The organism is Mucilaginibacter sp. PPCGB 2223, assembly GCF_001705515.1.
Taxonomy (GTDB): Bacteria; Bacteroidota; Bacteroidia; order Sphingobacteriales; family Sphingobacteriaceae; genus Mucilaginibacter.
In genome coordinates, this window is the sequence record NZ_MDJS01000005.1 from 145,700 (window position 1) to 159,317 (window position 13,618).

A 13,618-nucleotide genomic window follows, 5' to 3' on the forward strand; every position below is an offset into this window, starting at 1 on the left:
ATTTTATTGAAGATTCTGCCTTTTCACTGATGTGATTTCTTTTACAATAATCGCAGCAGCCATATTTATAAAACTTGCGGTTTCTGCAGCGATTTCAATCGTGGGTTCTTTGTTATCTTTTGCAAAAATCTCACGTACCGATCCAGGCGTTAATTCCGGGTTTTCTAATTGGGCAGCCTGTACAGCAACAACGCAGCGGGCCGATCGCCTGTTGCCCTTGCTGCCAAAATAAACAACTGCAAGCCCGGCTCCCATAAAGAAGTACGTGCACCACTGCGGGTTTTGATGTCGGCAACTTGTTTGAAGCTATTATTGCCCATATCTTTAAAGATATCGACCGAACCACCACCGCCGCTGATCAGCAATTGTTTGGTTTGAGCATCCCAATAAAAATCATCCACGTCACCCACCATACCTGAGCTGAACAGCTCTTTGCCGGTACGGCTGTCCAGTACTTTCAAAGTCGCGGGAATGCGGTAGCCGATGAACAACCGGTGCCCGGTTACGTCATAGGCCATCGGAAAATTGGAACGGGGTAAAAGTCTTTTCCATTCAGCTGTTACTTTTCTGGTTTTAATATCAGCCACAGCGATCCGGCCAGCGCCTGGTAAATTGACCCACAACCGGCCTGCGGCTGCGTCCAATTGAAAAGATTCCGGATGGGCAGCCAAAGAAATATCACCCGCCCGCTGGTGTTTACCTGCGTCGATGATGCCGATAGCGCCGCTGCCGTACCCTACATAGATCAGGTCTGCCATCGCGTCATATCGTACATCATCGGCGTCATCGTCATATTTAACAGACGCTACCTTTTGCCATGTTTGGGTATCGTAAAAGAAACATTCGCCCGTACCGCCATTGGCGATAAAAAGCTCATGATGTTTAGGAATATAAGCTACGCCCTGTGGTTCACTCATCCCGGTGATCGAATGTAAGACTTTTCCATTTTTCAGGTCAACCACTTCGACCGTGTTATTGCCCAAAGCGGCCACAAAAACAATTTGATCCTGCAGATCGATGTCGAGATGGTCGATGCGCCCTTTTACACCCGGCAGGGCGATCTCTTTTTCCGGCTTTAAGGCAGCCTGCCCGTAACTTTTATTGTCCTTGCAGCCGCAAAGCAGCACAGCGACCAAAATCAGTCCGAAGTGATTAGTTTTGTTTTTCATAGCTTTGATCAAATTTACATAAAATGAAATGGATCACCCGCGAGAGGCCGAAAATAGACCGTATTGCCTGCCCCTGGCTCATTAAACGTTTTGTCGATCCTGACGCGGAGTTCATTTATGTGCCCTATGCGGAAGTGCTGAAGGAAGCAGCAGAAAAAAATGCCATACCCTTTGATTTGCCCGACGTCGAATACACGCATTACGATGATCAGTGCACCTTTGATTATATCATCAAAAGGCACGGGTTAAAAGACCCCGCTTTGTTCCGTATCGCAGGGATCGTGCGCGGGGCAGATACCGACCGGCATGATTTTGCGCCGCAGGCCGCTGGTTTGGAGGCCATTTTTTCGGGCTTAGCTTATAACAGTAAAGATGACCACGAATTGCTGGAGCTGGGTATGCTGATCTATGACGGACTTTACAGCTGGGCAACCCACCTGTTTAAAAAGAAACATTCGGACGATAGCCCGGCGGAGCAATTGTTATTACAGGTTTATCATCAATACCTAAAAAAAGGAAAAGGCCGGAAGACGCCCGAATGGGCAGAAACGCTGAAAGAGATGATCCAGGATCAGCTGGATACGCAGATGACCCTGAGCTTGCAGCAAGCCTCAGAAGAGCTAAAGATCAACCCGGCCTACCTGTCTCGTGAGTTCTCCAAATATTTTGACAACCTGAGCTTTGGCGATTATATGCGCAAGGCGCGTATTGAAAAAGCGAGAAACCTGATCGAACACACCGGTCATACGCTCACCGAGATCGCTTACCTGACGGGTTTTTCAGACCAGGCCCACTTTACAAGAGCATTTAAACAGTACACCGGCGTAAATCCATCTGTTTTAAAAAAAAGTTTGACCAAAAAGTAAAGCAGATACAAAAAGTAAATTTCTTACAATTTTCCCGATTTTTATCTGACCAATATTGCAACATTAAACAAATGCCGTGAATACATTCAAATTGCTGTTGTTCGCTTGCGCGCTTTCTGCCACGGCCTATGGCCAACGGCCCGGGCGCGTGTACCTGGATTCGCTGCTGCAAACGACAGCCAGGAATTACCCCCTCATCAAAGCCAAGCGTCTGCAATCGCAAAGCTTGCAGCAGGCCGTGCAGTTACAGAAGAATGGTGTGATCCCGATGCTGACCGCTTCTTACCAGGCAGATTACGCTACTTACAATAACATTACCGGGATGATCTACCCGCAGTATATCATCCCCATCAGCGGGCCGCCGAGCAAAACGAATGTCTCCTCAGCCGTGCCGGGCAGCGCAGCAGCGCTGAGCCTGCTATGGGACCCTTTCACTTTCGGACAGCGGCAGACCGCCATTGACCTGGCGCAAAGCCGGGCCGAGGGCGGCAAAGCCGAAGAAAACCTGACGGTATTCCGCCAGCAGCTCGCGGTGATCAATGCCTGGCTGGACTATTCGCTCGATCTGAGCCTCATCAGGGTGTTTCAGCAAAATATCGACCGCGAGGCTTATCACCTGAAACAGGCGCAAAGCCTGGCCAGCAGCGGCCTGCGCCCCGGCACAGATTCATCCACCTTTCATGCAGAACTCATCCGTGCAAGGATACAAATGCTTGCTTTTGAGCAGCGGCGCGATTCCACGTTAAGCGTGCTGAAAGAACTGGCGGGCGGCCAGTTACCGCCCGGCCTTCCTGCAGATTCGTCGATATTCGGGCATCTGCCCATCGGCATGGCCAGGCAAAGTGCCGCCGAACACCCGGAGATCAGCCTGCAAAACACGCTGGTTAAAACCGATGAACTGACGTTAAGCGCATCCAAAAAAAGCCTGCTGCCAAAGCTGAGTTTTTGGGGGACAACCTATGCCAGGGGATCGGGCGTAGCCGCCGATGGTTCGGTCAATAGTTCCGATGGCTGGCAGTTCCAACGTTATAACTATGGTATCGGCCTGCAATTATCGGTGCCGATACTCGAAGCATTCCGTCAAAAACCCCTGTTCAAACAACAACGCTTAGCGGTTGATGCAGACCGTGAAATCTTGAATCAGACAGAACTGCGATTGCAGACCCAAGTGGAGATCAGCAATTCGGCACTGGAAAAAGCCATCGCCGCCGCAAAGCTTTCCCCGGAAGAACTGCACGCCGCCCGCTATGCCTATGATGCCATGTTATCGCGCTACCAGGCCGGTTTGACCAACTATGATGACGCCATGCAATCGCTGCTGCTGCTTTACCGCGCGGAAGCCTCGGTAAAAATGAGCTATTGGGCCGCATGGAAGGCCCTGCTGGGCAAAGCCGCCTATGAGGGAAGCCTGGACGTCTTTTTAAACCCCTACGGAAAATGAATATCGTACAACTCATCTATGCTTCCTTAAAAAAGCCGGTAACGGTCATCGTCGCGGTGCTGGCCATCGTGTTCTTTTCGATCACGGCTATCCGTAATATGCCGATTGATATTTTCCCGAAGCTGGGCACGCCGACGATCTATGTGGCGCAAACCTACGGCGGCCTTTCTGCCGAACAGTTAGAGGGTTATATTACCTCATATTACGAATACCACTTTTTATATATCACCGGCATTAAGTCGGTAGAGAGCAAGACCATACAGGGTGTAACCCTGCTGAAACTGAATTTTTACGAGGGGACGGATATGGGGCAGGCCACCGGCGAGGTAGTGGCGATGGTGAACCGCGCCAAAGCCTTTATGCCGCCCGGCACGATCTCGCCCTTCGTGACCCGTTTTGATGGCGGTAGCGTGCCCGTGGGCCAACTGGTGTTCAGCAGCCCCAACCGTTCACTGTCCGAAGTGCAGGATTTGGCGCTCTTTAAGGTAAGGCCGATGTTCTCCACGCTGCCCGGCGTATCCGCGCCGCCGCCGTTTGGCGGTAACCAGCGTACCGTACTGATCAAGGCCGACCCGGACAAGCTGCGCAGTTATAATATCACACCGCAAGATCTGGTTACGGCTATTGCCAAGGGCAATACCATCACCCCGTCCGGCAATATCCGCGTAGGCGACCAGACGCTGATCACCCCGCAGAATACCGTTGTAGACAATATACAGGATCTGGCGGCTATCCCTTTAAAAACCGGCAGCGGCCCGCAGGTCTATGTGCATGACGTAGCGACCGTAGATAACGGGGCCGACCTGACCACCGGCTACGCGCTCATCAACGGCAAACGTTCGGTGTATATCCCGGTAACCAAACGGGCCGACGCCTCGACCTGGGATGTGGTGCAGGCCGTGAAAAAGGCTCTGCCCGATATGCAGGCGGCCATCCCGCCGGATATTAAGGTCAGCTACGAGTTCGACCAGTCGGGCTATGTGCTGAATTCGCTGAAAAGCCTGGCTACCGAGGGTGTTTTGGGCGCACTGCTCACAGGCCTGATGGTGCTGCTTTTCCTGCGTGACTGGCGCGGCTCGATGATCGTGGTGCTGACCATTCCGTTAGCCATACTTTCCTCCGTCATCTGCCTGAAGCTGTTCGGGCAAACCATCAATATCATGACGCTGGGCGGTTTGGCGCTGGCCATCGGCATCCTCGTAGATGAAGCGACCGTCACCATCGAAAATATTCACCATCACCAGGAATCGGGCGAGTCCAAAGGCCGCGCCATCAAGGAAGCCTGCCGCGAGATCGCCCTGCCGAAACTGCTCATCCTGCTGTCGGTACTGTCGGTGTTCTTCCCGGCCTTTTTTATGTCGGGCATCCCTAAAGCGATGTTCCTGCCTTTATCGCTGGCCGTGGCTTTTGCCATGATGGCTTCCTTCCTGCTGTCGCAATCCTTTGTGCCGGTGGCCGCCAACTGGCTGTACAGAGATCATGCTGCCGGTATCGGTGAGGCCAAATGGATGCGCCGTTTTAAGGAAAAACATCAGGACAGGTTAACGAGGCTGCACAAATCATCCGGCTTGGTGATCATCTTATATCTGGTTATTGCGCTCACCGGTGCATTCTTACTATTCAGGGTAACCGGCAAAGAGCTGTTCCCGCGCGTAAATGCCGGGCAATTGCAGGCCCGTATCCGTCTGGCGGATGGCACGAGGCTGGAGCGCACGGAAACCGCCACTAAACGTTTACTCGCCATCGTGGATAGCCTTTCGGGCGGCAAGGTCGCCATCAGCTCGGCTTTTGCCGGCAACCAGCCGTCTACCTATCCCATCAATACTATTCACCTCTGGACAAGCGGCCCTCAGGAAGCCGTATTGAAGATCAATTTTATCTCCGGTTCGGGTATTCACCTCGAAGCGTTCAAAGAATCTTTGCGAAAAGAGGTGGCGCGGCAAATGCCGGGCATGCTGATCTCGTTTGAGCCCGCCGACCTGGTTGACCAGGTCATGAGCCAGGGCACGGCCACGCCGGTGCAGATCAGGATACTGGGTAAAAGCCTGGTGCAGGATCGCCAGTACGCGGCGATGATCATGGAGCAATTGAAGGCCTTGCCTTACCTGCGGGATATTCAGTATGCCGCACCGCAAAGCTACCCGGCCATGAAGCTGGAGTTTGACCGCACCCGGCTCGGACAGTTGGGGCTGACGGTGGACGATGCCAGTAAATCCCTGGTGGTAGCCACTTCATCCAGCCGTTTCACCACGCCGAATTATTGGCTGGATAAAGGTAATGCCACTGCCTACCAGGTACAGGTGCAGGTGCCCGAAATGATCATGAATGATCCGCAGAAAGTAGATAATGTGCTATTGGGCACCAGCAACGGCAAGCAGGTATATGTGCGCGATGTAGCCAGTTGGAAAATGGGCGGCATCGAAGCCGAATACGACCGGCTGAACCAGAAACGCTTCGTTACGCTGAGCGCCAACCTTTATGGTAAGTCGCTCGGCACTGCGATCAATGATATAGACAGGATCATCGGCAAACTGGGCAAATTGCCCGAAGGCATGAAGATACAGCAGCAGGGGCAATCGGAAGTGTTTCTGCAAACCTTCCAGGAACTGCAAAACGGTATCTTGATGGCGATTGTGGTCATCTTCCTGATGCTGGCCGCCAATTTCCAGTCTTTCCGCACCTCGCTGGTGGTGCTGTCGGTGATCCCGGCGATCCTGGCAGGCAGCTTGTTACTGCTCTGGCTGACCGGCAGGACACTAAACATTCAATCCTATATGGGCTGCATCATGGCCATCGGCGTGGCCGTGGCCAATGCCATCCTGTTTGTTACCCAGGCAGAAAAGCACCGCCGCGAAAAGAGCGGGCAGGCCTACCTCGACGGTATCCGTGACCGTATCCGCCCTATCCTGATGACCGGCGCGGCGATGATCGCCGGCATGATCCCGATGTCGCTCGGCTGGGGTGAGGGCGGCGACCAGATGGCTCCGCTCGGCACGGCGGTGATCGGCGGCCTGTTATTTGGCCTGGTGATGAGCCTGTTTTTGCTGCCGCTCGTTTACCAGCGCTTTGTCGGCACCGGCCCGGTAGCGGCGGTGTCCCTCGACCCGGACGACCCGGAAGGCATTTATTTTGAACACGAACAACATAACAAATGAAAGCATACCATTATATCAGTTTATTGAGTTTAAGCACCTTATTGGCCGCTTGCGGCGGTAGTGCCGATAAACCGGCTGACAAACCCGCAGCGCCGCAGCAGCCCGCCGTTGAACTGGTGTCCCTGCAACCGCAAAAGATCAGTACCAAACTATCGCTGACCGCCGAGATCATCCCCTTTGACCGGGCCAACATCTATGCGCGGACGGCAGGCTATGTTAAAGAGATCAGGGCCGATATTGGCACCAAAGTGAGCAAAGGCCAGGTGCTTTGCATACTGGAAGCACCGGAGCTGAGCGCCGGGGAAGCCGAAAGCCGGAGCAGGAGCCAGGGTGCCTTATCCAAATACCAATCGAGCAAAAGCATTTACCTGCGCCTGCTGAAAGCGGCGCGGACGCCTGGCGCTATCGCGGATAATGAATTGGAGGTGGCCCGCAACCAGATGAGAACGGACAGCTCGTTTTATGAAGCATCCCGTGCGGCTACCCAGGCTAACCGCGCACTGGAAGATTACCTCGTGATCCGTTCGCCGTTCGATGGCGTGGTAACAGAGCGCAACGTGTTTAAAGGTGATTATGTCGATAATTCCGGTAAGATATTATTGTACCGCATTGAGGATAACTCGGCACTGCGCATACAGGTGCCGGTACCCGAAGCTTATAACGCCACGCAGATCGAGGGCAGCAAAGCCAGCTTTACTGTATCGGCATTGCCCGGTAAAACCTTTACCGCGCCGCTGACCCGTAAATCAAATGCGATCAGTACGGATACCCGCAGCGAAACCTGGGAGTTTGATTTTCCCAATAAAGACGGGCTGTTAAAGCCGGGAATGTTTGCACAGGTAATGCTGATTGTTAACCGCCCTTATGACGGGTTTGCCGTGCCTTTCAAAGCCGTGGTGACTACCCAGGAGCGTAAATTCGTGGTAAAGCTGGTAGACGGGCATGCGAAATGGGTGGATGTCAAGACCGGCTTTACGGCAAAGGATAAGGTAGAGATTGCGGGCGACCTCGCTCCCGGTGACCTGGTGGTGAAACAAGCCAATGAAGAAATGAAAGAGGGAACCATATTGAAGATCAAAAAATAACAGGAATGAAATGGTGAAGCCTGCAACATCGAAATATCAGCTTTCTGAGCTTGCCCTGTATTTCCTCAAACTTGGCACCTGGGGATTTGGCGGGCCGGTGGCTTTAGTAGGTTATATGCACCGCGACCTAGTGGAGCAGAAACAGTGGCTGACGGAAGAAGAATATAAGGAGGGATTAGCTTTAGCGCAACTGGCGCCCGGCCCTCTGGCTGCGCAGTTGGGCATCTACATCGGGTTCGTTCATTATGGCCTGTTGGGGGCAACGCTCACAGGTCTGGCTTTTGTTTTGCCCTCGTTCGCCATGGTCGTGCTTTTGGGCATGATCTACCAATTGTACAGCGGCCTGACCTGGATGCGCGATGTGTTTTACGGCGTTGGTGCGGCGGTGATCGGGATCATTGCCATCGGCGCCTATAAGCTGACCTTGAAGTCCGTAGGCAAGCTAACTGTCTCGGCCGTGAAGACCAACTGGCTGCTATGGCTGTTTTATGGCGCAGCTATCGTTATTACCGTTATCACTCAACAAGAGCAGATATTACTTTTTGTTGGTTGCGGGCTGCTGTATATGGCCGTAAAAGCCCCGCCTTTGTGGATGAAAAAGCGTACCACGTTGCCGGCGTTATTATTGACCGGCATTGGTTTCTGGAATTTTTCCAAAGACACGTTGGTTCAGATCGGCCTTTTCTTTTTAAAAGCAGGCACCTTCGTTTTTGGCAGTGGCCTGGCCATCGTTCCTTTTTTGCACGCCGGGGTAGTCAACGATTATCACTGGCTCACCGAAAACCAGTTTGTGGACTCGGTGGCGGTGGCCATGATCACGCCCGGCCCGGTGGTGATTACCGTAGGTTTCATCGGTTACCTGGTGAGCGGATTCCCGGGGGCGGCGGTAGCAGCCTTAGCGACTTTCCTGCCTTGTTTCCTGTTTACGGTGATCTTAGCGCCCTATTTCAAAAAGATCGCTAAGAATGCCAGTATCAAAGCCTTTGTGGATGGTATTACCGCTGCGGTGATCGGCGCGTTGGTCGGTTCGGTCATCATCATTGCGACACGCTCCATTATCGATATACCGACAGCAGTTATCGCCGTAGGAAGCGTGTTGTTATTGGCTTATGTTAAAAAGATAAAAGAGCCGCAGTTGATCGGCACGGCTGCTGTTTTAGGGATCATCATTAAAAATTTGCTATGAAATGGATCACAAGAGAACGGCCTAAGATTGACCGTATTGCCTGTCCCTGGCTCATTAAGAACTTTGTGGACGAGGCTGCGGAGTTCGTCTTTGTACCTGCTGAGCAGGTATTTGCCAGGGCAAGCGAAATAAACGCGGTACCGTATGATATACCCGGTGCAGAATACAGCCACGAAGGGGAATTTTGTACCTTTGATTATATCATCAAAAAACACCAATTAACCGATCCCGCATTATTACAGATCGCCAAAATTGTGCGCGGCGCGGATACCGACCATTTTGAACTGGCACCGCAGGCTGCCGGGCTTTGGGCCATATCCGCCGGGCTATCGTACAATTACCGGGATGACCAGGAGCAGTTAGCTATCGGTATGCAGCTCTATGACGCCCTGTACAGTTGGGCGGCTAAAGTGCAGGGCGAGAAACACACCTGGGTGCAGTAACAAAATATCAGTTATTTAAACTCAATACCTATGGAAGCAGGCGCTTTATTGCTACTGCAGCCATAACTTGAGATGTTATGATAGCAGCACATCGATGGTAGTAAACAAAACGAAAAAGAGCACATCAGAAAAGGTTTAAGGCCTGCTCCAATATGCTCTGGTTAACGTTTACCGTAGTCGGGATGGCGGGATTCGAACCCACGACCTCCAGCACCCCATGCTGGCGCGATACCGGGCTACGCTACATCCCGTAAAGGGTTGTAAAATTATAAAAATTTGATTTCAGGCAAAACGAATATTTGAAATTATACACCGAAGGTCCGCCATTTAATCCCGGCTATCTGTACTGGTTATTCTGCCGGTGTTTGCGCCGGCGGATGGTATTGGCTTTGATGACCATAAATACCGACATAATGCTCAAGGCAATTTCGATACCTATAACAAATATATTGTAAGGAAAATCGACAGTGGTATAAGTGATAACAACAACCAGACAAACTAAAAAGATGATCACAAAAAGCTGGCTTATCAATATCCATTGTTTTGATACCTTGTTCCAGTCTAAATCACTTTCCCTTCTTGATGATCTTCTTTCTTCCATTAAGCAATAACTCTGTGTTTCGGCTGTTGTTAATAATTATTGTTGAAAGATAACATATTTTCTATTAAAACAACAACCCGTTAACGCTGTATAAAGTGTAAAAAACATTTTTTGGGTCCTTTGGTCTGCAGAATAGCTTTCACAACATTACGTTATGGCTTGTAATTAAAAAGGTAAATTTTTGCCGAAACCTGATTTTGCAGATGTAAGAACAGAATGCTGCAAATTTAAAAAAAATAGTAATCAAAACCATTCAAATAAAAAGTACCTGTTTACCAACGTAATTATATAATGTTTATATCGTTTTTAACGCAATGTTTATTACTTTTAACCTATTAAACATTTATGGAGGCTGCAGGTAACTACGATTTGCTGATCAGAAAGATCGACACCTTTATACGCAGGTACTATTTAAATAAGCTACTGCGCGGGTTAATCTTTTTGGGTGCAGCATTGTTTTCGGGTTATGTGGCAGTTACCTTAGGCGAATATCTCGGCCATTTTAGCACTGTGCTGCGCAGTGTATTGTTCTTCGGTTATATCTTAATCAATCTGCTGGTGTTTGCATGGCTGGTTTTACCGCCATTGCTGGCTTATTTTAAGCTGGGCAAAACCATCAGCCATGATGCGGCAGCCGAAATCATCGGTACCCATTTTGCCGATGTTCAGGATAAACTTTTAAATACGCTGCAACTAAAACGCCTGGCCGACCAAAACCCGGCACAGCAAAAGCTCATCGAGGCCAGTATCGACCAGAAAATAGTATCGCTCAGGCCTATCAGTTTCCCATCGGCCATCCGGATAAAAGCCAATGTAAAATACCTGAAGTGGGTGCTCGTTCCGTTTTGTATCATCGTGATCCTGGCGTTTACCGCCCCTTCGGTTTTAAAAGAAGGCACCGAGCGGCTGATTAAACATAATCAGTATTTTGCCCCTAAAGCGCCATTTAATTTTGTTATCGTTAATCAAAACTTATCTGCCGTGCAGGGCGAAGACCTGAAGCTGGAGCTGAAGCTTACCGGCGACCGTTTCCCGAACGATGTTTACCTCGAAACGGGAAACAATACCTTCAAGCTTAATAAAGAAAATATCAGCAGGTTTAATTACGTATTTTCCAACCTGCAGCAAAACGTGAAGTTCAGGCTTACCGGTAACGATTTTCAATCGGCCGAATACGAGATCAGCGTGCACCTGAAGCCATCGCTGCTAAGGTTTGATGTCGATTTACAGTACCCGGCCTATATCCATAAAAAGAACGAGCAGGTTAACAATGCCGGCGATCTGACCCTTCCCGAAGGCACCACCGTACGCTGGCAATTGCACACCCAAAATGCGAGCACGCTGTTGTTCGGTATGAACGACCGTGTGCTGCAGATACCAGGCGCCGATAACACGTTTTTACATACCGAACGCATTTTAAAACCGGGCGTTTATACACTGAAGGCCATCAACAACATGGTGAACCGTGGCGATTCGGCGGCATACCGCATCAATGTGATTACCGATCAGCCGCCCATGATCAATGTGGATGAAAAACAGGACTCGGTGAGCTCGAAGGCGATTTATTTTAACGGCAAGATCCAGGATGATTACGGTTTTTCGTCGCTGACATTCCATTGCACCATAGATGCACACGATAATCAAAAGCCCCGGGTATCGGCACAACCGGTGAAAGCCGATCTGAACAGCACACAAGCCGACTTTTTTTATTATTGGAATTTGAAGGACATGGGCGCAAAACCCGGCGACGAGGTGAGCTATTATTTTGAAGTTGCCGATAACGATGGCGTTAACGGCCCGAAACGGGTGCGCTCGGCAGAGCATACCCTGCATGTACCAAGCGAAAAGGAGCTGGATAAGCAACTGGATGCCGGTTCGCAATCGGTGAAACAGAAAATGCAATCGGCCATCAAGCTTTCGGGCGAAGTTGAAAAAGAAGCTCAAAAGCTAAATCAGCTGTTGCTGAACAAAAACTCACTATCTTTTGACGAGAAGAAGCAGATACAGGACCTGCTGGAAAAACGCAAGGAACTGGAAAACCTGGTAAAGGACATCCAGAAGGAAAATCAGCAGAACCTGTTCGACAGGCAGGAAAACAAACAGCAGGATCAGGAAATACTCGATAAGCAAAAGCAGATTAAGGACCTGTTCGATCATGTGTTGGATGAGAAGACAAAAGAGTTGCTTAAAAACCTGCAGCAAATGCTGGAGCAAAACCAAAAGGATATGGCGCAGGACCAGCTGCAGAAATTGCAGATGGATAATAAATCGCTCAAAAAGGAGCTCGACCGGATGCTCGAGCTGTATAAAAAACTCGAGGTTGAGCAAAAACTGAAAGAGAACATCGATCAGCTGAATAAAACCGCTGATAAGCTCGATAAATTATCCGATCAAACCAAACAGCCCAACAGCGATCAAAAAGACTTACAACAAAAGCAGGATCAGTTGAAGAACGATTTTAAGGATATCAAAAAATCGTTGGAAGATACCAAGCAGAAGAACGATCAGCTGGAACAAAAAAGCGATTTTGAAGAACCTAAAAAAGACGAGCAGAACATTGACGAGCAAATGGATAAAAGCAGCGACGAGTTGAGCAAAAACAATAAGCCGAAAGCATCGCAGGCGCAAAAGCAAGCTGCCCAGCAAATGAGACAGTTATCGCAAAAACTGCAGCAAATGCAACAGCAGGAAGAAGAGGAGCAATCGCAGATTGATGTTCAGCAATTGCGCGAGCTGATTAAAAATCTGGTTAATAGTTCGTTCGATCAGGAAAAAACAATGCAGACGCTGCGCAGCATGAACACCAATGACCCGGCTTATATCAGCTGGTCGCAAAAGCAAAAAGATATTAAAGATAATTTGAAAAATGTGGAGGATAGCCTATATTCACTAAGCAAACGGGTTCCGCAGATACAATCGACGGTAAACAAAGAGGTGGGCGCAATCAATAGCAATATTGACCAGGCATTGACCAATTTGGGCGAGCGCCATACGAGCGAAGCCAACCGAAACCAGCAGTATGCCATGACATCGATGAACAACCTGGCATTAATGTTGGCAGATGCATTGGACAATGTTCAAAAAAGCATGAAAAATGCGAAAGGAGGAGCCGGGAAGAAAAAACAGCCCTCGCTATCTCAATTGAGCCAGATGCAGCAACAGCTGAATAAGAACATGCAAAAAATGCGCGAGCAGATGCAGCAACAGGGTAACCAGGGCCAAAGCAAACAGGGGCAAAACGGCATGAGCGAGCAATTTGCCCGGATGGCCCGCGAGCAACAGCAGATACGCCAGGCATTGCAGCAGATTAATAACCAGGAAAACAAAGACGGTACCAAGGGTTTAGGCGATCTGGATAATATTTCGAAGCAAATGGAACAAACTGAAAAAGATCTCGTAAACAGAAAAGTACTGGATGAAACCCTTAAGCGGCAACAACAAATACAAACGCGTTTATTAGAAGCCGAGAAGGCTGAACAAGAAAGGGAACAGGAACAAAGGAGGGAAAGCAATGCTGGAAAAGATATTCCACCCGGTTACATCAAAGCGCTGCAAAACTATCAGCAAGCCAAAAACAAGCAAACCGAGCAGATACAAACGGTACCTCCAACCCTGAATTTTTATTATAAATCAAAAATCAAACAATATTTTGATCAAATTAACGGCAAGTAG

At 49.8% G+C, this 13,618-nt stretch carries 9 protein-coding genes and 1 tRNA gene; 7 read left to right on the plus strand and 3 right to left on the minus strand.

Translation table 11 applies throughout. From position 1 onward, the window contains the following. Positions 1–164 precede the first annotated feature (164 nt). Positions 165–1,169 (minus strand): YncE family protein, encoded by a 1,005-nt coding sequence (locus BEL04_RS21880; RefSeq protein ID WP_066007550.1) that lies wholly within the window; start codon positions 1,167–1,169, stop codon positions 165–167. 23 nt (positions 1,170–1,192) lie between these two features. On the opposite strand from BEL04_RS21880, the gene BEL04_RS21885 reads away from it, so the two are divergent. From BEL04_RS21885 to BEL04_RS21910, 6 genes are all read left to right on the plus strand, one after another. Continuing rightward, the gene (locus tag BEL04_RS21885; RefSeq protein ID WP_066007553.1) at positions 1,193–2,035 is read left to right on the plus strand and encodes a chromate resistance protein ChrB domain-containing protein; all 843 of its coding nucleotides are present in this window, start codon (positions 1,193–1,195) and stop codon (positions 2,033–2,035) included. 76 nt (positions 2,036–2,111) lie between these two features. Beyond that, a complete protein-coding gene (locus tag BEL04_RS21890; protein WP_066007558.1) occupies positions 2,112–3,476 on the plus strand; it encodes a TolC family protein in 1,365 nt (454 codons plus the stop codon). Beyond that, entirely contained in the window at positions 3,473–6,631 is a 3,159-nt protein-coding gene (locus BEL04_RS21895; RefSeq protein WP_066007560.1) for an efflux RND transporter permease subunit, read from the plus strand. Before BEL04_RS21890 ends, BEL04_RS21895 begins: the two co-directional genes overlap by 4 nt. Then, a complete protein-coding gene (locus BEL04_RS21900; protein ID WP_066007562.1) occupies positions 6,628–7,716 on the plus strand; it encodes an efflux RND transporter periplasmic adaptor subunit in 1,089 nt (362 codons plus the stop codon). Before BEL04_RS21895 ends, BEL04_RS21900 begins: the two co-directional genes overlap by 4 nt. 10 nt (positions 7,717–7,726) lie before the next feature. Next, complete coding sequence (locus BEL04_RS21905; RefSeq protein WP_066007564.1) at positions 7,727–8,902, plus strand: chromate transporter; 1,176 nt, start codon at positions 7,727–7,729, stop codon at positions 8,900–8,902. Beyond that, entirely contained in the window at positions 8,899–9,345 is a 447-nt protein-coding gene (locus tag BEL04_RS21910; RefSeq protein ID WP_066007565.1) for a chromate resistance protein ChrB domain-containing protein, read from the plus strand. The genes BEL04_RS21905 and BEL04_RS21910 overlap by 4 nt, the downstream gene beginning before the upstream one ends. Before the next feature lie 177 nt (positions 9,346–9,522). On the opposite strand, the gene BEL04_RS21915 is transcribed toward BEL04_RS21910, so the two are convergent. Both BEL04_RS21915 and BEL04_RS21920 read right to left on the minus strand, forming a co-directional pair. Then, positions 9,523–9,596 (minus strand) — tRNA-Pro (locus BEL04_RS21915). Positions 9,597–9,682: 86 nt separating this feature from the next. After that, complete coding sequence (locus BEL04_RS21920; protein ID WP_066007567.1) at positions 9,683–9,946, minus strand: hypothetical protein; 264 nt, start codon at positions 9,944–9,946, stop codon at positions 9,683–9,685. Positions 9,947–10,291: 345 nt separating this feature from the next. Between BEL04_RS21920 and BEL04_RS21925 the strand changes: the two genes are divergently transcribed. After that, complete coding sequence (locus tag BEL04_RS21925; RefSeq protein ID WP_066007569.1) at positions 10,292–13,618, plus strand: DUF4175 family protein; 3,327 nt, start codon at positions 10,292–10,294, stop codon at positions 13,616–13,618.